Annotated in this window: 19 protein-coding genes; 3 read left to right on the forward strand and 16 right to left on the reverse strand. The window is 50.7% G+C overall.

Annotation, left to right across the window (positions count from 1 at the left end; translation table 11 throughout):
• Positions 1-7: 7 nt before the first annotated feature.
• The gene (locus CCUR_RS05315) at positions 8-970 is read left to right on the forward strand and encodes an oxidoreductase (protein ID WP_217189875.1); all 963 of its coding nucleotides are present in this window, start codon (positions 8-10) and stop codon (positions 968-970) included.
• 95 nt (positions 971-1,065) lie between these two features.
• Here the strand turns inward: CCUR_RS05315 and CCUR_RS05320 are convergent, their stop codons facing one another.
• The 5 genes from CCUR_RS05320 to pdxR form a co-directional block, all read right to left on the reverse strand.
• The gene (locus tag CCUR_RS05320; RefSeq protein WP_012803451.1) at positions 1,066-3,378 is read right to left on the reverse strand and encodes a Na+/H+ antiporter; all 2,313 of its coding nucleotides are present in this window, start codon (positions 3,376-3,378) and stop codon (positions 1,066-1,068) included.
• 90 nt (positions 3,379-3,468) lie between these two features.
• Entirely contained in the window at positions 3,469-4,380 is a 912-nt protein-coding gene (locus CCUR_RS05325; RefSeq protein ID WP_012803452.1) for a Fic family protein, read from the reverse strand.
• A 266-nt stretch (positions 4,381-4,646) separates the two neighbouring features.
• Positions 4,647-6,812 carry a mucin-binding protein gene (locus CCUR_RS07280; protein WP_012803453.1) on the reverse strand — a complete coding sequence of 722 codons (2,166 nt, stop codon included), beginning with the start codon at positions 6,810-6,812 and terminating at the stop codon, positions 4,647-4,649.
• 149 nt (positions 6,813-6,961) lie between these two features.
• A complete protein-coding gene (locus tag CCUR_RS07560; protein WP_012803454.1) occupies positions 6,962-7,168 on the reverse strand; it encodes a hypothetical protein in 207 nt (68 codons plus the stop codon).
• 159 nt (positions 7,169-7,327) lie between these two features.
• Positions 7,328-8,998, reverse strand: a complete 1,671-nt coding sequence (gene pdxR / locus CCUR_RS07285; protein WP_012803455.1) for a MocR-like pyridoxine biosynthesis transcription factor PdxR — start codon at positions 8,996-8,998, stop codon at positions 7,328-7,330.
• A 299-nt stretch (positions 8,999-9,297) separates the two neighbouring features.
• Here pdxR and pdxS point away from each other — a divergent pair, with 299 nt between their 5' ends.
• Together pdxS and pdxT are read left to right on the forward strand one after the other, a co-directional pair.
• Complete coding sequence (pdxS, locus tag CCUR_RS05350) at positions 9,298-10,173, forward strand: pyridoxal 5'-phosphate synthase lyase subunit PdxS (protein ID WP_012803456.1); 876 nt, start codon at positions 9,298-9,300, stop codon at positions 10,171-10,173.
• A 2-nt stretch (positions 10,174-10,175) separates the two neighbouring features.
• Positions 10,176-10,751: a pyridoxal 5'-phosphate synthase glutaminase subunit PdxT gene (pdxT, locus tag CCUR_RS05355; protein WP_012803457.1), complete on the forward strand. Its 576-nt coding sequence runs from the start codon at positions 10,176-10,178 to the stop codon at positions 10,749-10,751.
• Positions 10,752-10,917: 166 nt separating this feature from the next.
• Here the strand turns inward: pdxT and CCUR_RS05360 are convergent, their stop codons facing one another.
• From CCUR_RS05360 to frr, 11 genes are all read right to left on the reverse strand, one after another.
• On the reverse strand, positions 10,918-12,333 hold the full coding sequence (locus CCUR_RS05360; RefSeq protein WP_012803458.1) for a peptidase U32 family protein: 1,416 nt from the start codon (positions 12,331-12,333) through the stop codon (positions 10,918-10,920).
• A complete protein-coding gene (locus CCUR_RS05365) occupies positions 12,330-13,220 on the reverse strand; it encodes an HAD family hydrolase (protein ID WP_012803459.1) in 891 nt (296 codons plus the stop codon). The genes CCUR_RS05360 and CCUR_RS05365 overlap by 4 nt, the downstream gene beginning before the upstream one ends.
• A gap of 180 nt (positions 13,221-13,400) precedes the next feature.
• Positions 13,401-15,053 (reverse strand): ABC1 kinase family protein, encoded by a 1,653-nt coding sequence (locus CCUR_RS05370; protein WP_012803460.1) that lies wholly within the window; start codon positions 15,051-15,053, stop codon positions 13,401-13,403.
• 17 nt (positions 15,054-15,070) lie between these two features.
• Positions 15,071-15,484 carry a hypothetical protein gene (locus tag CCUR_RS05375; protein WP_012803461.1) on the reverse strand — a complete coding sequence of 138 codons (414 nt, stop codon included), beginning with the start codon at positions 15,482-15,484 and terminating at the stop codon, positions 15,071-15,073.
• A 294-nt stretch (positions 15,485-15,778) separates the two neighbouring features.
• On the reverse strand, positions 15,779-17,545 hold the full coding sequence (locus CCUR_RS05380) for a proline--tRNA ligase (RefSeq protein WP_012803462.1): 1,767 nt from the start codon (positions 17,543-17,545) through the stop codon (positions 15,779-15,781).
• Complete coding sequence (gene ispG / locus CCUR_RS05385) at positions 17,542-18,639, reverse strand: flavodoxin-dependent (E)-4-hydroxy-3-methylbut-2-enyl-diphosphate synthase (RefSeq protein WP_012803463.1); 1,098 nt, start codon at positions 18,637-18,639, stop codon at positions 17,542-17,544. The genes CCUR_RS05380 and ispG overlap by 4 nt, the downstream gene beginning before the upstream one ends.
• A 1-nt stretch (position 18,640) precedes the next feature.
• Complete coding sequence (locus tag CCUR_RS05390) at positions 18,641-19,714, reverse strand: site-2 protease family protein (protein WP_012803464.1); 1,074 nt, start codon at positions 19,712-19,714, stop codon at positions 18,641-18,643.
• Positions 19,715-19,819: 105 nt separating this feature from the next.
• Positions 19,820-21,022 carry a 1-deoxy-D-xylulose-5-phosphate reductoisomerase gene (gene dxr, locus CCUR_RS05395; RefSeq protein WP_012803465.1) on the reverse strand — a complete coding sequence of 401 codons (1,203 nt, stop codon included), beginning with the start codon at positions 21,020-21,022 and terminating at the stop codon, positions 19,820-19,822.
• A complete protein-coding gene (locus CCUR_RS05400; RefSeq protein WP_012803466.1) occupies positions 21,012-21,923 on the reverse strand; it encodes a phosphatidate cytidylyltransferase in 912 nt (303 codons plus the stop codon). Before CCUR_RS05400 ends, dxr begins: the two co-directional genes overlap by 11 nt.
• On the reverse strand, positions 21,924-22,793 hold the full coding sequence (gene uppS / locus CCUR_RS05405) for a polyprenyl diphosphate synthase (RefSeq protein ID WP_012803467.1): 870 nt from the start codon (positions 22,791-22,793) through the stop codon (positions 21,924-21,926).
• 29 nt (positions 22,794-22,822) lie between these two features.
• Entirely contained in the window at positions 22,823-23,383 is a 561-nt protein-coding gene (frr, locus tag CCUR_RS05410) for a ribosome recycling factor (RefSeq protein ID WP_012803468.1), read from the reverse strand.
• Between the last annotated feature and the right edge of the window lie 258 nt (positions 23,384-23,641).

The raw sequence follows: 23,641 nt of genomic DNA on the forward strand, positions 1-23,641 counted from the left end.
GCTATCCATGGCGCAAGACAGCCTAAGCGGGCAACGTGGCCAAGCAGACCAGGTGACAACCAATTTGAATAACTTGAATGCTCAAAGCAGTCAGAATAGCAAAAACGCTCATGAAGACTTGAGTGACAAAACCATGCAGAACAACCAGGACAATCAAAGCAAGGTTGTCCTTATAACAGGTGCCAGCAGCGGTATTGGATTCGCCGCGGCACAACAACTCGCACAAGCGAGTTATGTCGTATATGGTGCCGCACGGCGAGTTGAAAAAATCACCGAACTTGAAAAATATGGCGTGCATGCGATCAAACTTGATGTAACCGATGAACAATCCTGTAAACAGGCTGTTCAGACGATTATTGATGAACAAGGACGCATTGATGTGCTGATCAATAATGCTGGATACGGAAGCTATGGCGCCATCGAAGATGTGCCGCTTGATGAAGCGCACCGCCAATTCGACGTGAATCTTTTTGGCGTGGCTGCCTTAGTAAAGGAAACAATGCCGTATATGCGCCAACAACAGGCAGGAACCATCATCAACATATCGAGTGTTGCAGGACGTATGGTTACCTTTATGGGTGGTTGGTATCACGCCACCAAATATGCTCTCGAAGCATTCTCAGATGCCCTCCGCATGGAAGCAGATGCTTTTGGTATCAATGTTGTCATCATAGAACCAGGTGGCATTAAGACCCCTTGGGCAGATATTGCCGCTGATCACTTGGAAGAATCCTCACAAAATGGCGCTTACAAGGAAGTTGCCCAGCAAACCGCACAGACCATACGTAACCTGTATGCCAGCAACGCAGTCAGCAGCCCCGATGTTGTCGTAAACGCCATTGTTAAGGCAGTGGGCTCCCCTCACTCAAAACCACGTTACCTTATTGGATCTGGCGCAAAGCCACTGGCTTTCTTACATGCGGTGTTGCCCACCCGTGTGTTTGATCGGTTTATCAAGCGCATAATGTAACTGTCTGACCCTCAAGCTACTTGGTTGTTCCTTTAGAGCAACTAAGTAGCTAATTGACACTATAAATCGTACAAAAATCGAATAAATACCTACTATTATTCTGTGTCGAGGCTCATCTGCAGTAGATGCACATTTTTACGCAGTTCACGCGCAACGTTATCAGTGATCTTGCCCTCGTTGCGCAGGTGTCTGATCTCGTCAAGTTCAATATCGAGCACATAGGCATCAACCTGGTCGGCATACTTACGCGCTTGGCCAAACTGCTCAGCGAATGACGTACCCCCTACCTCAGCAGGTTGGTCACCTGTAGAATCATTCAGCATGTCGGAAACGAGCGTTTGCCGTTGGCTGATGCGACTTTCAAGCGACTCAATCGCCGCACGATGTTCGTTGATAAGCACCCGAGCCGCCGCAGCACGCGTATTGTTCTGTGCTCCTGCTGCCGTATCTGCTGGTGATTCTATTTCTGTTATCGTATCTGTCTGCACTTCCGCTTTTTCTTGCGCATCTAGCTGCAATGTTGAGCCGCCTCTCGAATCGGACCCCACTTCTACAGCCGTTTTCGCATCCGCCCTCACTTCTGCTTTTAAATTGCCCGATGCCAATGAAGAAGAAGCGATAACCTCTTCCAGATAATCAATCGCAGCTTGTTCAAGTTCAATCGCATACAAACAGGCAATGTAGTACAGCTGCTCATCGGAGCTATTCATCTCTTCGCCATAATGTTGACGACGACGCGCCGCGATTCCCAAGAGACCAATGATGACATGGACACGCGATCCCACCCGTGCACTCTGGGTATAGCCAATCGAGCGCCGAATACCATTGAACATGGCTTGATACGTAGTGCGCTCTTTAAAGCTCAGCGACGAATCCTCCTTGATGGAAGACTCCAGTTCATTCATCATGGCGCGCTGCTTTTCGTGCACTTCGTCGTTGAGTTCTCGCAGCGCCGCTCCGCACTGATCGAGTTCCATGCGTTCGCGCACTAACCGCGTACGATAGCGCATGATGGTCAAGCGCAAGGCGGGCGTGTATTCAGAATCCGCGTGCTCAACCTGCCAACTGCGCAACTTTTGAATCGTTCGTTCCAAAACCTCTATTGTTGCGCGCCGCAGGGCACGGTCATCGTCTGCCGCAGCGTCGTCATCCTTTGGAATCAGACGCGGTAAAGTGGTATCAGCAAGCAGCAGCGTCAGCAAAATAACGCCGGCAGCCAAAAAGATCAGAAAGTCGCGCGCAGGAAACAGCACTCCATTATCAAGCGTGTAGGGAATAGTAAAAATAATGGAGAGCGTAACGGCACCCTTAGGTCCCGCTATGGTCATCACCAGCGCGTTTTTTAAGGCGTTGCGAATATGTGTTATACCGCGTTCGCCGGTTTCTTCGTCGCGATGAATAAGCTCCATTGCTGCAATCCACAGAAAACGGCAGAGCACAACAAGGAAAGTGATACCAACAACAAGTCCTACCAGTTCAAAGAAGGAAAAATCGCCGTTAAGTGTAGGGGATACCGCCTGCGGCAGCTGCATACCCAGCATCACGAAAATCACGCCGTTGATTAGAAAGACAATGACTTCCCAAAAGCTATTCGACACCATGCTTTGTCGCGCCAAATCAGTTGAGACAAGGCGCGGTGAACGATCGCTCATAACAAGCCCTGCAGCCACCACTGCCAAGATGCCGCTGACATCAAGCGCTTCAGCCAGCAAAAACACAATAAACGGTGTGAATACTTCGTAAAGCACATGAACCGTTGTGTTCTCAACACCACTCCGTCGCAGAATTCGCGACGTAGCGGTTGCTATAAACCCGAAGAGAAGTCCCGCCACAATACCGCCAACGAACAACACTAAAAAGGTTCCACCGGCTTCGCTTGCTGAAAAAGCACCAGTTGTTACTGCTGCAATAGCAAACTGGAATGACACGACGCCCGACGCATCATTGATGAGTGATTCGCCTGAAAGTAGCGTACTCTGGCGACGCGAAAGGTTGACCTGCGACCCCAAAGCACCAACAGCAGCAGCATCGGTTGGGCCAAGCGCGGCAGCCAAGGCAAAAGCCGCTGCCAGGGGTATCGAAGGGACAATCCAATTGAGGGTAAAACCCACCACTAGCACAGTGGCTAAAACTAAGCCGATAGCTAACGAAAGAATGGATCCTTTATTCGTCCACAGCGCACGAATATTCGCCTCGCGCGCTTCATTAAAGAGCAATGGCGCAATAAACAACACCAGAAATAGCTCCGACTCGATGTAGACCTCATTGACTGCAGGCAAAATAAGGGCAGCAATAAGACCGATAGCTATCTGAGCCAAAGGAAGCGATACGCGCCTAACCACCTGGTCGAGCACGGCAGAAAGAATCACGCACGCAAGCAGAATAAGAACAAGTTCAAAGGTTTCCACAGATATCCTTTCGCGAAAGCCGCTTTATTCTGCCGTATTCATCGGTATGCGCGCAATCCACTGCTGCACGGGAACAAAATAACTACTGCCCTATCCTTCTCGTGAGTCCTCGTATGGGATTCTAAACTGCTGCAACAGCTTCTTGAAATTATCCTGAGCACTAAGTGCCGTGCCTTCAAGATATCCCGGTTCACGACGGTATTCTGCAAGACCCCGATAGTAGAAGGTTTTAATATCGTCGGTAATGATAAAAGGCACCACGTTATGCTTGAGACATTCCTTTAACATGATGAGCCTTCCAATACGCCCGTTTCCATCTTGAAAAGGGTGAATACGTTCGAAGCGCCAGTGAAACTCTAAGATATCGCCTATGCCCATTTGATCCTGAGCCTCATACCAATCAAGAAGATCAGCCATAGACTCCGCCACTTTTTCGGGTTCTGTGGTCATAACACCACCAACCTCGTTAGGAAGCTGCTTATAGTCGCCCACAGCGAACCATTCGCGCGTCGCATCCTTGGTTCCGGTCTTGAGCATAAGGTGAAGCCGCTTAATGTATGCCTGAGTCAGCTGCTTACCCGCCGTGTCTATAATGTAATCAATGCAGTTGAAGTGGTTTACCGTTTCTATTACATCATCGACGTTCACCACACCTTCTTGCGCGCCGATAGTTCTGGTTTCGAATATAAGGCGCGTTTGGTCGTGCGTGAGCTTACTACCTTCGATGTGATTAGAGTTATAGGTCAAATCTATTTGCAGGCGGTGATAGATACCACCCGGCATCCCCGCGTCTTTTTCGTCGCGCAACACCTGTAAAAAGCCACGTTGCTTTAATTTTTCCGACAGCATCCTACTCGGTTTTTCTGCATCGGCAGGGATATTCCAGGTTTTGCCAGTAATAAAAGCTCCAGGCACGCGCCCCTGAGCGCAGTAGTTGCGCACCGATCGTTCCGATATGCCCCACATATCAGCCGCCTGCTTCACTGAAACGAAATCCTGCATCGTTGTTTGTTTCCTCTATCGGCAATTATTATTTAAATTATATACCTATTTTTCGTATTATATTGCCGATGAGGTATATACTTGCCTGCCTCTGTCAGATACAGGAAACCTTTGGGTTTTGTAAGGGCAGCTCAATCAGATTTTGCTCTCGTTTTGATTAGAAAATCTTTGCTTAGGCTTGAGGGGTTAAAGGACAAAAAATAACACAGCTGGAGTTTAAAACCCCAGCTGTGTCGTTCTTCTATTTCGTTAGGAAGATATACCTATTACCCTCTTTTAAAGCGACGAACAGCACCAAAAGCACCCAGCACTAAAGCGGAACCAGCAACGATACCTGCAACTGGCAGTAATCCCGTATCTCCCGTTTCGGGAAGAATGTTTGTTGTCTTCTCGGGCTCGTCTCCATTAGAATCAGGTGACGGAGACGGATCCGGGTTAGGAGACGGCTCTGGGTCTGGGGTTGGATTGGGTGTCTGACCATCTTGAGCCGAATAATTAACGTCTTCAACAATGTCATCCATCGTAACCGTCATGCCAGTCACTTGATCCCTGTCGGCGGTATAACCTGCGATTACCGGCGTCACAACAGTCGTGTAAGACGTTTTGTCAGATGTCCATGCACCAGTCGGCGTTGTCTGACCAGTAACTTTATCCTTCGTTACGCTGCGGGTCCAGTGAGCTGTCTGCACATTGTCTGCCGGGTTCAGACTACCAGCACCATGATAACGAACCGTCAACGTGACATCCTTCGTTTCCTGAGCACTTTCTGTGCCGTGCTTCAGATGAACCTCAAATTGCTGAGGCGTACTACTAAAAGAAGCACCGCCGCTCGGGTAGTTATCAGACACGAGCTCATAGCCCTGGTTTTCATAGTTATGGATAGTCGGCGCAGTAGTATATGAATCCGTTGTCCCATATGCCCCGGTCAATTCCTTGGTTTCAAGAGTTGCACCCGTCGTATCATCAATGTAGGTTACAGTTACTTTACCCTTGTTCGCTGAGTAAACGAAGTAGACCTCTTTATCGTTACTTTCAAAGGGAATTGATGTCGCAGTAGTCAACTGCTGACCAGGAACGCCCGTTACGGGGTTATTGACCGTTATTAACGTATAACCTGCAATGGTCTTTGGCTGCGTATTGAAATCAGGCGACTGAGCAGCGACAGGAGAACCAGCGGGGAACCCATAACCAAAGGCGCGCGTGTCAATTTCGTGACCATCGGTGTCCACATAGCGCACAGTAACTTTGCTCTGTCCTTCTGAGCGTGCACTTGAAATCCGCGTTGAAGCCTGGAAGTTGTTGGTCTTCTGCTCTGTTATGGTGCCGTCGTCCGTCACGGAATAGCGCGTCGACGTGCCGCGCACGGTATTAACGACGGATTGATCCGAGAAGAAAAATGCTGTTACATGATTGAACCCATGCAGGATATTGGTATGAGCCAGAACACTATTTGCATGCGCGTTCACAGCATCCGTTCGATCGATTTCCTGATACTGATCGCTGTATGATGCCATATCGTCTTGTGAACGCACGTCATGATACGTTAACGAACCTGGACCAGTAAGCTTGCCAAAGTTGTAAGCAAACGTATAGGTGCCGTCGCTATTTTCTATCATAACGCGAGAATTTGGTCCCGCTGCCTTCAGCGCCTGTATTATCTGTGTATCTGTTGCGTCAGCCGGAAGTGTCACAGCAGTCGCCGACCCATTATCGACCGACAATCCAGTCGAAGAATCATTTTGCACGATATAGGTACCATCTTCGCTGAGCTTCGGCGATACAATACCAGGCTTGTTAGACATAAGCGTATTAATCACGCTTGATCCTATAGTTGTCGCCCGCTGTATGGTAATAAGATCACCTTCAGGAATACCTGTATCCCCTGGATTCGTGCCATTGGATGACAGCATATTATTCATGTAATTCGCATCAGATATACCCGTAGCGATATCAATTCGATCGTTCGCACTGTCGTAAGCATACGTATTGGTAGAAAAGTCTCCCACGTCTTTCGGGAACGTCCGCGGCACCGGTGTGAAGGTAAAGGAAGATCCATTAATGGTCAGCCCAATACTGCTATGACTTGATGTCGCCTGCAGGTACGTACCAGATGCCGGACTAACGTTTGCCAAGATTGCCCGCTGCGACCCATTGGGAAGGGCAGCAAAGCTGCTGTCTACCGTGATGACATATGCCAGATCAGAGGGATTGGAATGGTCGAATTCCAGTGTTCCAACTCCACCAATATTTACCGCAGTGTCAGAACTAAGCGCCCGATAATAGGCAGCATAACTGTTGTTCGTAAGGGTCACCGGAATACGGATCTTGTCGCCCGCATGAAGCGTGCCATCTTGAGTAAGCGTAAACTTAAGCTCAATGCCGGTAATGGTTACTTTTTGGCCAGTGATATTCTTGGTATCGCCAGCATGCATAGCTGTACCGCCAGCTGTAACAGTGGCGCTGAAATCACTAATTGGTGAGGCAAGAGGAGCACGTAAAGCGCGTGCGTAGAGTTCATTTTCGGGGAGTTCGGTAGCTATTTCTTCGCTCGACTCTCCCGACGAAAGGGCTTCAGAGGAATCTAGATTGATTGATTGATTGATTGATTGATTGATTGATTGATTGATTGATTGATTGATTGCGATTCTTCCGCAAACGCATGGTGCGTTGCAAAGGACATACCAATGGCTGCCATTGCTCCAACAAGAGCAATTGCAATGGCACCTACGCCAAATCTTCGCGCAAAAGACCCGGGGTAGTCACTTTTGTATAAAGTTACATTTTCCATATCTTCCCTCTAAAACAAAAAACAAGACTATATGAAAGTTTAAAGTAACTTTTCTGATTTAGGAATAGCTTTTGCCACCGCATTGCTCTTCCCATACAGAAAACACGAAATGTACTACCAGTCAATTTGCGCTATATAGCCGGTTGCGTAGCCGTGCTGCTATCTCTCAGCAGCACTCGCACGTTCAAGTGCTTCCACAACCTGCGGAATACTCTCAATCGAGATCATCGTGTAATTCATGACAAACCAGGCTGTCGAAGTACTTTCATTGGTTATTTCAGCATCATCATTAATTGCTGCAATGTCTTCGCTGATCAGTGATGATATGCCAAGATTAAACCGGCTAAGCGGATCAAGTAATATTCCCTGTTCGCTTGCCGATTGCGCAAATGCTTCTTCATTAACTCTGGTAATACCCATAAGAAAATTGATGCCCGCATCAAGCGATTTCAACCGAAGTCGCGGCGCAATAGATGAAGCGCGCAAGGCCGAAACCAGCGCATCTTGCACGGTGCGATAACGCGCACGCAGACGATTTATATGACGCTCGAACGCACCACTTTCCATAAAATGCGCGAGCACCAATTGATCAAGGGCGCCAACCGTACATGCGTAAAAACCGAGCTGATCATGATAGCGCTGCATCCAATGCACCGGCAGAACCGCATATCCAATACGTAATCCTGCCCCCAACGTCTTGGCAAAGGTGTTCAGATAAATAACCTGCCCAAGCGTATCGATACTCGCAAGAGTTGGCAGTGGACGACCCGCCAAGCGAAACTCGCAATCGTAATCGTCCTCGATAATTAATCGATGCGCATCTTGAGCTGCCCATGAAAGTAAATCATAGCGTGCAGCAATTCCCATAGCCTGCCCCGTTGGAAACTGATGCGAAGGCATCACATGCGCGGTATCGCAGGTGCTCGCCCGTAAAGCGGAAAGGCTCATACCTTCTTCAGTTAATGGCAGTGGCTGCGTATGTACACCCATAGCCTTATAAATATGCTGCAGACGCGGATATCCCGGTGTTTCAAGAGCTATTTCTCGGTCGCGACCTGTCAACTGCACGATCAGCTGGTACAGATATTGCGAACCTGCAGCAATCAATATCTGATTGGGATCAACGTCCATCCCTCGAAATCCTCGGAGGTGCGCACAGATCGCCTGACGAAGACGATGTGATCCTTGTCCTGATGAGGCTGCCAATAGGCTGTTTGCCCCTTCTTCGGACAGTACCGCTCGGGTCGCCTGTGCCCACCCTTCGTATGGCAATGTACCAGCCCCTGCTGCATTGCCGCAAAAATCAGCGAGTGGCACCGCTGAATACTTTTGGTCGTTTGCGCTGCTGGGAGTGTTTGCGTTTGCGGTATCAATAACGCTCGCAATATTGAAGGGGCTTGCCGTACTACTGGAATGCGCACTACCAATGAAATTGGTAGCATTGATGGAACTGGCAGTACCACCATAAGCATCCGACCAGTTGTTGCCATTCAGAAACACCGGTGTTTCTGAATGCGTTGATATATGTGTTGGCGCATGTGTTGCCGACGTCGCTAGCCTTCCACCAATCCGCGGCGCAAGTCCCTTGGGTATATCGCAGACATAGTATCCCCGCCGCTCTCGCGCCTGTACATATCCTTCGGCCACCAGCTGGCGATACGCGCCTTCCACCGTAATAATGCTAATACCTAAATGGTCAGCAAGGCTTCGTTTGGATGGTAGCCGCTCGTCAGCAGCAATAATTCCCCGCACAATGTCGTCACGGATGCAGCGATACAGAAAATCGTACAACGGCAGCTCGCCGCGCTGTCCCATGTCATACGTGAGCATCTTGACCTTACTCTGGTTATATTCTGACCTTATCAATATATCTTATTTTGGAAGTATCAACCATACCAGATTGCCAGTAACCTGTTCATTTATAGAAAAGCGTCACTCCAATGACACGCCAGTCAAAGGGAAACGCACATTTGACTGGTGCTGAAAGCGATGCACTCGAATTGGGACCCCAATTTAGTTGGCGCCCAAGACGCACTCGAATTGGAGCCGGCGCCAAAACCTGCGCACTCTAATTAGCGGCTTCATTTGGGCGACGCTAATAGAGCTCCTATAAGTAAGAAAGGCACACCATGGACAACAAGCGTTACGGACTGAACAAGCAACTGGCCCAGATGCTCAAAGGCGGCGTCATTATGGACGTAACGACCCCCGAACAAGCACATATCGCTGAAGAAGCAGGAGCCTGTGCAGTCATGGCACTTGAACGTATTCCTGCTGATATTCGCGCAGCAGGTGGCGTGTCACGCATGAGTGATCCCAAAATGATCAAGGGGATACAGCAAGCAGTCAGTATCCCGGTGATGGCAAAATGCCGCATTGGTCATTTTGTCGAAGCGCAGATTCTTGAAGCTATAGAAATCGACTACATCGACGAATCCGAGGTGCTCTCCCCTGCTGACGACGTGTATCACATCGACAAGACTGCCTTTTCAGTGCCGTTTGTTTGCGGCGCACGCAACTTAGGCGAAGCGCTCAGACGTATTGCTGAGGGTGCCACAATGATCCGCACGAAAGGTGAACCGGGCACGGGCGATGTTGTACAGGCCGTTACGCACATGCGCCTTATCCAAGCGCAAATTCATCAGGTAGCAAGCCTGCGTGAAGATGAACTCTTCGAAGAAGCAAAACGCTTACAAGTACCCGTTGATTTACTGCGCACAGTCCACGATAGTGGAGCGCTACCTGTAGTGAATTTTGCGGCTGGTGGCGTAGCAACTCCAGCAGACGCAGCCCTTATGATGCAGCTGGGCGCTGAAGGTGTATTTGTTGGGTCGGGTATCTTCAAATCGGGTAACCCCGCCAAACGTGCACAAGCCATTGTAAAGGCTGTTGCCAACTATAAAGATGCCTCTCTGATTGCTTCACTTTCTGAAGACTTGGGCGAAGCCATGGTGGGCATCAACGAACAGGAAATCGAATTACTTATGGCCGAACGAGGCAAGTAAGTATGACTGCTCAGAAGAAAGCCGGCGCCGGCATTGTTGTCGGCGTCCTTGCTGTGCAAGGTGCTTTTATCGAGCACGAACGACGCCTTGAAGCCCTTGGTGCAACCTGTATTGAACTGCGCCGCGGAAGCGATGTACACCGCAATTTTGATTGCCTCGTGCTTCCCGGTGGCGAAAGTACGGTGCAATCAAAACTGCTACATGAACTCGATATGTTCGATACGCTCGAAGAATATATAGAAAACGGTATGCCCACCCTAGGCACGTGTGCCGGCATGATTTTACTAGCACACTCAAGCGAGATCGAAGGGTTTGATACTCTTCCTATAACTATCAAACGTAACGCATACGGACGTCAGCTGGGCAGTTTTACTGCATGCAGCGACCAAGGAGCGCCGCTCACGTTTATCCGCGCGCCACGTATTAGCAGTATGGATACCGGTGTTGAAGTGCTCGCCAGCTATAACAACTATCCTGTCGCGGTGCGCTTTGCCAACCAACTTGCCTGCGCGTTTCATCCAGAGCTTGACGACGATCCGTGGCTGCACAAACTGTTGCTCTCACTTGCGCGAAAGTAATAAGACGAGCTTCATTACACGGCTTTGAGCTTCGTTCTACGCTTTTGTTACTCACCCTTGCTGTGCACTGTCGTTACGCGGGTTTACTACACGGTTTCGTCGTATGCAATGGTGTTGCTCAGTTTCACTCACGATGCATTGTGCGCGATGTTATTGCTCAGTTTTGTTACATAGTTTCACTGCGCGGCGCGCGCACCATGTCGTGAGCACAAAGCGGAAACGGCACTCGCATGGTATAGACATCCATGATGCGGTTGGCTTCTTCAACCTGCGCTCGCGCAGGGCGGGCCAAATCAAGTAACCCTGAAGCAATCAAGCGCTCGGCAAAAGTATGTGCCGAAGCAGCTACGTTCGCATCAAGGTGATTGGTCAGTGGGTCAGACAAGCCAGCGGCACGCGCAGCATCAACTTCAGAACACCCAAGACGCGGCACCCAGTGGATGTCCTCGGCATGAAATGTCCGCACCGGTTGACCGGGAGAGAGTACTTCAAGCTGCGCATTATGAGTAAAGCGATTGCGCGCTAAGCCCCACGCACACCACGATCCATCTGGTTCTGCCTTACAGGTGAGCACTTCAAATACCCAGTCATACGGACGAACATAGTCATCTGTTTCAGGTGTTTGGTGTGCTGGACCAAAATAGAATCCTGTACCATAGGGCCGATGTGAAACCGTTTCCAGTTCACCTTCCCAGTCAGATGGATCAGCTCCATCAAGTACCTGTCGATACGCATTAACGACGCACGCCACATAGAACGCCTTTTTGTTGCGCCCTTCAATCTTGATGGAATTAATACCCGCCTGGCGCATATCATCCACGTGAGCCAGCATATTCAAATCCTGCGCATTTAATAGATAGCTACCCCGGTCGTCCTCTTCCACGCTGAAGAATTTGCCGGGTCGCTTTTCTTCTTGCAGCGAGTATTTCCAACGACAGGGCTGCGCACAATTACCTGTTACACCACTGCGCCCTGTCATATAATCGCTGATCAAACACCTACCCGATGTTGCCATACACTGTGCACCATGCGCAAAGGCTTCTATTTCTAAATCGCTGGGAAGTTCTGTCCGGAGCCGCGCAATGGCATCAAGGCTCATTTCGCGCGCACAGACAATGCGGCGTGCTCCCAGTTCATACCAGGTTAACGCCGAGGGAACATTCGAAACTGATGCCTGCGTACTCACATGCACTGCGAGATCCGGCGCCTGTTGACGTACTATCCTCAGTGCGCCCAAATCGCCCACAATAACCGCATCAACCTGTGCTGACGCAAGCGAGTGAACATAGTGCGCCAGTTCCGCCAAGTCACCGTCGTACATCTGCACATTGAGGGTCACGTGAACCGCAACATTCGCCTGGTGGGCGCACTCAACAACCTGCGGTATTTCATCGAGAGAAAAGTTATTCGCCCGTGCCCGCATGCCAAACCGGTCAGCTGCCAAATACACTGCATCGGCGCCAAACCGAATCGCGTAATGCAGCTGTTCCCACCCACCAGCTGGAGCAAGTAGTTCGCACTTCTCACATTCACGTTTATCAACCGCTGACGAGATAGCTAAATTATTTGCGGTCGAGCTCATCGGATAGGAGCTTTCACATCGCATTGAGTTGAATCTTTTACGTGCGCTTGATTGGAGTTTTCTGTGCCTGCTTCGTTAGACATTCTAATATTTGTTTGGCAGGCGGCTTGGCTAGAAGCTGTTGAATTGTAGACTGCAGTGAAAGCTGAATCCATATGAACTGCTGACTGCGTGGATCCATTTTTGTTGAACGTTTTGTCGCGCAGTGACCGCGCAAGACGCGGAAGGTCTGCTGGCGTAGCGCAACAAGCAACAGGATGTTGCTCGCACAGTGTTTCTATCGGATGCTGACCCCATGCCACTGCTATCCCACGAGCCCCCGATGCAGCTGCTGCTTGCATGTCATAGGGACTATCACCCACATAAAGACACTGCGTGCTTTCAAGACCTAACAGATGGCTTCCGACCTCAATCGGATTAGGATCAGGCTTAGGGCGCACTACGTCGTCGGCGCCGATCAGACATTCAAAAAAACGCATCATATCGAATAGATCAAGGCAGAATTGCGCTGACTCATGTCTCTTCGAGGTAACTACCCCAAGACGCCATCCATCGCATTTGAGCTCTTCGAGAGTTTCTTCCATACCATCGAATGTCTTAAGTGCATTGGCACGCATCTGGTGGTCGTACGACCGATACGCCGCTGAAAGTGCACGGGCTGTTTCTTCATCGCCGTAGCCAAGCATCTGTTCGTCAAGTGGGCGGCCGATCGTGCGATTGAAATGTTCCATCGGCGCAACATATCCAAGCACTTCACGAGTCGCACGGCGAAACGACTGCTGCAAAAGATCATAGGTATCAAGCAAGGTGCCGTCTAAATCGAACAAAATGCCTTGAAGCGAAGAAGACTGACGTAAAGAAGCTACCTCATTGGCGCTACTGTTCATTCATACCCTTTCTAAAGTACGCGCGGTACGCATGCAAAACGCACACGCAGATGCCACATGTATGGCAAGAGCACACTCGTTGGCTTGCAATACACCGCAACCTACGCGCAATGGCACACATGCGCGGCATGGCAATATGTACGCAATAGCATGTACGCCAGCACAAACTGAGTGACCAGTTTACTTCCGTCGCCAGATATCTACCACTATCCAAATGGATAACACCATAGCACCCGCATAGCCAAAGAACGACAACAGCGGCATCCCAAGAACAAACGGCCCAGACCCGTAGGGTGCAAAAAGACTCGAACCCATAAACAGACCTGCCGTAATAATACCGAGCGTAAGACGATTTACGATTTTCGAAAGTGATGCCATAGGCGCTTCCGACCCAAGCACTTCCATATTAAACTTCAGCTGCCCACGCGTCAGCATCTTAAGCATTGGGCCAGATAGCTCAGCTGCTTCAAGTGTGCCCTTCGCCGCCTTGCGTGTATCGCGCGCTGTGTTCAGAAGGAAGTCTTCAAATTCGGACAGCGGATTACTTGAACGCTTGATATGCTCGTTAACAATATTGATGATATTATTGTCGGGAATAAACGATGCGATCGTACCTTCAATGGATACAATGCCACGCGAGACATTAGTGATTGACGAAGGCAACGTCACCCGACTCATACGCGTGAGGGCAAACACATCACCCAAGAACAGGCCAATATCAAGGTCAGCCACATCGCATGAACCGTACTGAGAAAGCAGCAGGTCAAGGTCGGCTAAAAAGCGGGCATGGTCAATAGATGCATTATCCTTTGAAGCTGCAAAGGCGATAAGCGCATCTTTCAGCCGCTGCGCATCGAGCATGCCCACCGCATGAATAATCTCTGAAAAGCCCGATCGTTCGCTGGGTGTTAAACGTCCCATAATACCCAAGTCGATATAGACGATCTTCCCCTCGCGTATAAGAATATTTCCCGGATGCGGGTCGGCATGGAAAAATCCAAAATCAAGAATCTGTGTCGCGTAGTTATCAAGCACTTTCTCGCCGATTTCCGCAAGATCGTAGCCCGCTTCCACCAGTAAATCGCGCCGATAGATAGGAATGCCATCAACGTATTCCATAACCAGCACGTCTTCGCTGCACAGTTCGGGATATACCTTTGGACAATCAATAAAAGCAACCGTACGATTGAGATCAGCAAAACGCTGTAGGTTGTCCGCTTCGCGGGTGAAATCGGTTTCCTCAAGAAATGTCGCCCACATTTCTTCGACAACCTCTTGAAGGTCGAGCATCTGCCCATCCTTCATAAAACGAGCTGCATGGTGCACTAACTTGCGCATGATATCGATGTCTTGTGCCATAGTTGCACGTACGCCGGGTCGCTGCACCTTTACCGCAACAACATCACCGGTACTGAGATGTGCCTTGTGCACCTGCGCAAGAGACGCACTGCCAAGCGGACGTGGGTCTACTTCGCTAAAGAGACGCTTGAACTTATCGCCATAGATAGTACTAAGCACCTGCATAATCACCGAAAAAGGCAGAGGGTCGCATTCGGTCTGCAGTTTGGCCAATTCATCGCAATAGGCTGTTGGGAGTATTTCGGAACGCGTTGAGAGCGTCTGTCCAATCTTTACAAAACTGGGACCAAGATCTTCTAAGGCCGCACGAAAACTTTCAGGGGTAAATCCCTGCATAAAGTGATGTTTGCGCAAGATAGAAATAATCTCGCGCATGCGTCGGGAACGCGTCCTCCCATTGAGATCAAAACGCTTTTCAGAATCAGAACTTGCCCCGTATCCGAAGAAGTGCTTGAGAACTGTATTATCGGACATGGCCGACTCTCTATGAATTAAGCATTCGCTTCAGTGTCATGCGGTTTGGCAGCTGCAGAAGATTCCACTGCTTCAGAAGCCGCCTTGTCAACGTCAACCGGTGCTACTTCGCTAGCAACCTCTTGCACATCAACCTGAGCTTCAGCTTTGTTTTGCGTTGCCGCAATCTTGGCAGCTTTCTGGGCAAAAGCGGTGCGTTCTTCTGGTGTCATGGCCATCATACGTGCTTCAAGGGCACTTTCACGTGCCATAGCAGCAGCATCGTCAACCTTGTGCTTCAGCTCGGTGTTTAGTTCTTTCCCCTGTTCAACAGTCAGTTCACCCTTGGCAACAAGAGCATCTATCAGTTCTTTACCCTTTTCCCCGGTAATAGCTGCTGCGCCAATGCCTGCGAGAAAAATATTTTTAAAACCGTCACCAATGCCTGCCATGAAAACCTCCTTGATCGGAAGAAACTTCGCACACGGACCCCGGTCACACGATGGAAGCAGTATGCGCCTTCCCTTATATGATGCGTCAATTCCCCAAGCAAGGCAACTAAAGCAGCCTGTTGAACACGCGATGAGCAGGAGAACCCTGGACAGCGGTCGTATAATGCACTGGCGACTTACTCAACGACCGAATTGTCATAGTCCTTTAGGCTTACCCAACGGTCTGCTTGCCATAACCTGTCAACTTATGGGTCTGCCTCGTTGCATTAATTGTTCGGTACGTACCGATCTACCCTACAGAGCTTCTGTGCCCGCTATGCGTTCGAGAATTTGCTCGATAGCTGCCCGCGCAACATCTGGCATCGATTTCACCATAGCCAACGCAGCATTGAATTCATCGATGGCAATCGTGCGTTTTGCTCCGGTAGAACGATTCTTCAATTCATATTCGCCAGCATCAAGTCCACGCTTACCGATAATAATCTGCAGAGGCCAGCCGAGCAGATCCGCTTCAGCAAACTTTACACCAGGACGCTCTTTGCGGTCGTCGATAACCACTTCAAGACCCATTCCGGCTAGCTCATGCGCCAGTGCTTCAGCAGCAGGCTCAACTTCTTCGTCACCCACTGCGAGTGGCAAGATACACACCTGCGCCGGCGCCACACTCAACGGCCATTTAATGCCATATTCATCGTTATGCTGTTCGACCACTGCAGCCATAGTGCGCGAAACACCAACACCGTAGCAGCCCATAAGAAATGGCTGTTCAGACCCATCTTCCGCCATAAAGGTAGCGCCCATAGCACGCGAGTATTTGTCGCCAAGCTGAAACACCTGTCCTACTTCAATGCCGCGCGTAATCTCAACGAGCTCACCGCACTCAGGACAAACATCGCCTGCTTTAATCGTACACAGGTCGGCCCAGATATCTACCGTGAAATCACGCCCCTGTTCGGCACCGACATAGTGGAAGCCATGTTCGTTAGCACCAACAACCCAATGGACAATATTCTTGAGGCTTACATCAGCCCCGATACGCACACCCTTCGGCAGCCCCACACAACCAATTGAACCCTTGGGCAACCCCGAAGCAGCCAGTTCTTCATCATTCATTAGCGTAAAGCCATCTACTGCCCGTGTAGCTTTAAGTTCGTTCAGTTCATGATCGCCCGGCACAAACAGCACCCAGGGGTTCCCCTTGGAGTCTTTGCCAACCATGGCCTTAACGGTTGAAGACTCAGGACACTTAAGGAATTGGGCTAAATCGGCAATGGTTGCAACGCCCGGTGTAGCAACCTTGCGCAGTTCAGTCTCGGGATATTCAGTGGGGTGACACTGACATGCGGCCACTTCAGTGTTGGATGCCCATCCACAAGAACAGGAAGCTAATTCAGCTTCACCAGCGTCAGCAAGGGCATGATATTCGCAGGTCACACTACCGCCAATTTGACCAGCATCAGCTTCGACAGGACGATAGACTAATCCCACACGCTCGCAAATACGGGCATACGCCGCACTCATTTCGTCGTAAGTCTTCTGCAGTGATTCTTTGCTCGCGTGGAAGCTGTAGGCATCCTTCATGATAAATTCGCGACTCCGCATCAGGCCAAAACGCGGCCGAATTTCGTCGCGGAACTTCGATTGAATCTGATAGAGAATCACCGGCAATTGCTTGTAGGAACGCAGTTCGTTACGAACAAGGGCAGTAATAAGCTCCTCGTGCGTTGGACCGAGACATAAACCATGCCCGTGACGGTCGTCCATGCGCATAAGTTCAGGGCCGTAATCGTTCCACCGGCCGCTTTCGTGCCAAAGCTCAGCCGGTTGAATAACCGGCATCATAATCTCTTGCGACCCAATGGCATCCATTTCTTCGCGCACAATCCGCTCAATTTTGCGAATAACACGCCATCCAAGGGGCAAATAGGTATAAGCACCCGTCGCGCTTTTGCGCATCATGCCAGCACGCAGCAAGAGCTGGTGACTCGCAATATCGGCATCGGTGGGCACTTCTTTAAGCGTGGGTACATACAGAGCACTCATGCGGATGATCTGGCTCATAGTTTTCCAATCTCCTCCATCAAAGCATCCACAATAGATGCTTCGTCCACCTTGCGCAAGGTTTTCCCGTCTTTGAAAATCACGCCTGATCCAGACCCACACGCCACACCGATATCGGCATCGGCCGCCTCACCCGGCCCGTTGACCACACAGCCCATAACCGCCACCTTTACCGGTGACGCCACATCACGTAAGCGCTCGTCAACTTCTTTTGCCAGCCCGATTAAATTGACCTGACACCGCCCACAGGTGGGACAACTTACCAGTTCAGGACTGCGACGACGCAACCCCAAGGCCGACAGCAACGACCAGCACGCATGCACTTCTTCCACCGGATCGTCGGTTAGCGAAATACGCATGGTATCGCCAATGCCTTCTTCCAGTAGAATCCCTAAACCACTTGCCGACTTAACAAGACCCTGGAACAGCGTACCGGCTTCGGTTACCCCAATATGCAGGGGAATCTCAGGGATGCGCTGTGCCAGTAAGCGATAAGCAGCAACGGTGGTGGGAACGTCGGAAGCCTTAGCCGATACTACAATATCAGTGAACCCACGCTGCTCGAAATGATCTACGTAGCCAGCAGCAGATTCGGCAAGTTTTTCGGGCAGTGCTAAGTCGTCACGCGCTGCAAGAGCATCGTCGAGAGAGCCCGCATTAACGCCAATACGAATGGGGATACCCGCTTCACCAGCTGCGTCAATAACTGCATCAGCCTTAGCAAGACCACCAACATTGCCAGGATTGATGCGCAGTTTCGCTGCGCCGCGGCGCGCTGCTTCAATGGCAATATGCGCATCAAAGTGCACGTCGGCCACCACCGGCAAAGGCGACGCCTCGCAGACTGCTTGGAACGTATCAAGATAGGCACGACGGGGAATGGCCATACGCACAATTTCACAGCCAGCTGCAGCAAGACGCGCAATTTGATCGAGGTTTGCTTGGGCGTCGTCAGCTGGCATGCATGTCATTGACTGTACGGCACAGGGAGCACCAGCCCCTAAAGGTACTGAGCCCACCATGACCCGTCGTGTTAATTCATGAGGCGCCACCGGCTGCCCTGCATTCGTTTTCCTGCTTGTACTATCACTCATATCAGCTGATCGTTCCTAAGACAAAACGTTGAATATCTTGTCCAATCATGACAATAAACAGCAATCCAAATAACGCCATACCCGCCAATGAAAGCGCATTAACCGCACGCACACTCGCCGTGCGACGGCGTATCTTCTGGTAAATTTCAACTACAAAACGACCACCATCAAGCGGTGGAATAGGCAGCAGATTCATAACGCCCAACGAAACTGAAATCATCGCAGTAAACATGCATAGCGACATAAAGCCTGCATCGGCGGCCGATTTGGAAAGCACGGCGATGCCCATAACCGATGTAGAATTCGAAACCGTTTCCGCCGCGGTTTGTGGGTTGAAGAGCCCCGCGACTGCTGCAATCACCATGCCAATGTAGCTGAACCCTGCTGAAAGCGCACGAAGCGGACCAACCTGCACATGGACGGTTTCGCCCTGAGCATTAACCGCATCGAAGCCAATGAGCGAATAGAGCACAACGAAAACGATAAGTGCAAACAAGATATTTACCAGCGGACCAGCCAACAGAATAACGCAGCGCTTCCAAAACGGCAGAGCACGATACTGTTGAGATCGTTCATGGGCAAACATTGCCGCTGGGTCGGCAAGAGGACGAGCCTCCCCTTCAGCGTACGAGCCGCCATCACACGCTTGGGCAGATGAAGGTGCCCGATAGATATTGTACTTGTCACGGCGCTGCGGCGGTATAATACTGCCCCATTCGGCTAGCTCGTCGAGCGCACGATAAGCTTCATCGTCGCTGATAGAAAGGGTACGGGCTGCATCTTCCATGAGCACTTCGCCGCGTTCATAAACCAGCGCCAGCATCCGCCGCAGATGGGGGCTTTCCTCGCCTGCTTCCATGCCACACACGCGCGCATACCCGCCTAACGGAATCGCCGTGACACCGAAACGCGTGCCATGATGCAAAAAACCAATGCGCGGACCAGGCAAACCAACCATAAATTCAGTGACACGCACGCCAAATGCGCGCGCGGCACAATAATGGCCTCCCTCGTGAATAACCACCAGAAAGCCCAAGACCAACACGCCATAAAGGATCATAAGGACAACGTCCATAAATTCCTTTCCCACATACCCCATCCACTCGCCCATCAAGCGAGGGTATATCTCTGTATTATCGTATTATCGCCCGTCTTGCGCACTCTGCACTCAACAGCTCGCTTACCGTTTTGTGCGCTCGTTGCATGCGCTGCGTGCATGACTACGCGCCCAAGCATCAATTTCTTGCAGCTGGGTAAAGCTTTCGACCGAAGAGACCTCATGGACATCCATAACCGTCTCAACCACCCAAGGAATACCTAAATAATCAAGTTTTCCTGCCAGGAAGGCAGCCACTGCCACTTCATTAGCGGCATTCATTGCGCACGGCAGTGTTCCTCCGGTACGACCTGCCGCACGAGCCAAATCTAAACAGCGAAATGTCGCTGTATCGGCCGGTGCAAATTCAAGACTCCCCAGCTGAGTGAAATCGAGCGGCGCCACTGGGGCATCCCACCGTTTGGGATAGCTGAGTGCAAACTGAATGGGAATGCGCATATCGGTTGTCCCCAGATGCGCCTTTACGCTTCCATCAGAAAATTCAACCATCGAATGAATAGCACTCTGCGGTTGTACAACCACATTGATACGATCGTAATCCATTGCAAACAAGTGATGTGCTTCGATAACCTCAAGACCCTTATTCATCAGCGTCGATGAGTCAATAGATATCTTCGGACCCATATGCCACGTGGGATGCGCAAGCGCTTCGGCAGGAGTAATATGCTGCAATTCATTGATAGTGCGGCCGCGGAATGGTCCACCCGATGCCGTCACCCACAACCGACGCACTTCACGCGGGTCTTCGCCCAAAAGGCACTGATAGATAGCGCCATGTTCAGAATCGATAGGCAGCAGCGTTTCATGCGTTGCCTGCGGCATAACCAAATCGCCGCCCACTACAAGGGATTCCTTGTTAGCAAGTGCCAGCACCTTGCCAGCTGCAAGCGTCTCAAGACTAGCTTGCAGTCCCGCTGCTCCAACCAGCGCATTTACTACCACATCAACCTCGGGCAGGCGACAGAGTGCCACCACCGCATCGCTGCCAAACGACACCTCAATACCCGTTGTATCAACGGTTGGAGCAGGGGCGTCTTTGATTCCTATGGCAACATAGCAAACCCCAGCCGCCCGCGCCTGCGCGATAGCTTCATCGGTGCGTCTACCCACGGCAAGAGCTACCGCTTCAAGCTTATCCGGATGTTGCGCGATAACATCAAGTGTCTGAGTGCCAATAGAACCGGTACTACCCAGTATGGCAACACGCTTTTTGGAAGATAGGCGCTCTTCCCCACTGTGCGATGACTGCAACACGTTAGATGACATACGGAATGCACCCTCCTGCGAGCAAGAGAATCACTGCAGCAACTGCAGCAAAAAAGAGCGAATCGCAACGGTCGAGAAGACCCCCATGACCAGGCATAATCGTGCCTGAATCCTTCACGCCCACATTGCGCTTGATACGACTTTCCACCAGATCGCCCACAACACCCGCGCAGGCAGTCAGCGCACCGAACAACAATGCCTGCGGCACATCTATCGTGACACCCGGAACAGCGATCATGCCTAACCACACCAGTGAAGAAATCACCAAGCCCGCAAAGAAACCCTCCCAGCTTTTCTTGGGAGACGTATGCGGTGCAAGGCGGTGTTTGCCAAGGCAGCTGCCGACAAGATAGGCACCGGCATCGTTGAACCATATGCTACAGAAAAGTAGCAATAGAAGGACCCCGCCCCATGGTTCGGCGATAGATTCGCGCAGCAAGATAAGGCTTGAAAGCAACATGCCCGTATAAGCCGCCCCAAAGAAACTCACCGCAACATCGGATATTCGAGCGCGCATCCAGTAGACATACCAGATGCAAAGTGCAAGCATCAGAGCAACGGTGACCAGCGCCACACCAGGCATACCGAAACGCCACGCCGCCAGCGGATATGCAGCCGCACCGATGACGCCAATTGTTTCGTTCGGCAACTTCGCGTCGACACGCATCATATAGCAGAATTCACCAGCGCAGATAGCAGCCATCACTGTGAGATAGAGCACCGTCGTAATTTCGCCAGCCAGTACGCAAAATATCGAAAGAGCGACATAGATAACCCCGGTGCGAAAACGCACCTGTAAGCTACTAGCATTCTTAAAGCGATCAGGGGTTTTATCGTAGGCAACCTGCTTGGCACGCGCGCGCTTTTTTGCAAACGTACTCTTTTTGTCTGTCTGGGCCATTTACACGCCTCCCCAGCGGCGTTCGCGCACTTGATAGGAAAGCAGTGCACGTAAAAATTCATATCGGTCGAAATCAGGCCAGAGTGTATCGGTCACGTAAAACTCAGCATAGGCTATCTGCCACAACAAAAAGTTACTAACCCGCATTTCACCACTGGTACGAATGAGCAAATCAGGGTCAGGCATGTCAGCCGTATATAGATGCCGAGAAATATCTTCTTCTGTTATACGAGGTAGTTTAGCGTGCTCAATTGCTTCGGTTAAAGAAGCATCAAACCCGTCGACCGTTAACCCAGCTGTTTCTTCTGTTATACCAGATAAATCGGTATGAGATTTACCAGGAGTTGCGCTAAATCTCTCGACCATAAGCGCGTTGTAGGCATCCACGATTTCAGTGCGTGCCCCATAGTTCACAGCCACAACCAGTGTCATGCCTGTATTATCTCGCGTCAGTTCCCACGCTTCTTCAAAAGCAGCGCGCGTTTTCGGAGGCAGCGCTTCAGTGCGACCGATTGTCATTACGCGAACATGTTCTTTATGCAAGCCACGCGCTTCAGCAAGCATCGTACGCGCAAATAAATCCATTAACCCCGTAACCTCATCTTGAGGCCGGCGCCAGTTTTCACTTGAAAAAGAATAGATAGTCAGGTAACGTACGCCAACATCCGAAGCACACCTAATAAGCTCTCGAACTGCTTCGATGCCAGCTTTATGCCCAGAAAGGCGATTCTTTCCCCGCGCTTTTGCCCAGCGCCCGTTGCCATCCATAATCACCGCTACATGTGCGGGCACCCGCTCTTCATTAAGCAAGCTTGCATCCAGGCCAGCGGGCACAGTGGGAAATATCTCGTCTATCGGCTTATGGAACATGACCTCGAACCTCGCAGCAAACCGCTCGTTTAGATCTCCATGACCTCGGCTTCCTTCTTTTTGAAGCTCTCTTCCACTTTAGCAATATAAGAATCGGTGAGTTTTTGGATATCAGCTTCAGAACGGCGCTGCTCGTCTTCGGGCAGTCCATCGTTCTTCACCGCTTTTTCAACAGCAGAATTTGCATCGCGACGGGCATTGCGCACGGCAATACGCGCTTCTTCCGCATAAGCCTTGCACTGTTTTACGAGTTCACGGCGGCGTTCTTCGGTGAGCGTCGGGAACGACAGGCGGATAAGGTTACCGTCGTTCGTGGGAGTAAGACCCAGATTGCTGTTATTAAGCGCATGCTCGATAGCACCGAGCGTCCCCTTGTCCCAGGGCTCTATAACAAGCATATGCGCATCGGGCGTTTTAATAGCGGCCATCTGATTGATAGGAGTGGGAACCCCGTAGTAATCCACCCGGATGCGATCGAGCACCATTGCATTAGCGCGGCCGGTGCGCACATTGGAAAATGCCTCGCCCAGCGAATCAACCGCCTTTTCCATACGCTCTTCGGCTTCAAGCATAATATCTTCTACTGCCATCGATTGCATCCCTTCTGAAAGCGGCTTCCCGCAGTCTATATTTTGTCGTGTGGCTGCCGATTGAGGCTCCGATCGCAGCTTCACAGTCGCACACTCAGCGAAACCTTGTAGGCGCCCTCAATAAACTGCCGCTTATTATCGCATACGCATGTCGTTTGCATACTGTAGCATCACAATATACAAGGCATGAATTGCCGCTTAAGGCCACGCTCGAAACCACTGAGACTACTTGAGGTGTCGTATCTTAAAGTGCCACTC

The sequence above is a fragment of the Cryptobacterium curtum DSM 15641 genome (assembly GCF_000023845.1).
GTDB classification, from domain to species: Bacteria; Actinomycetota; Coriobacteriia; order Coriobacteriales; family Eggerthellaceae; genus Cryptobacterium; species Cryptobacterium curtum.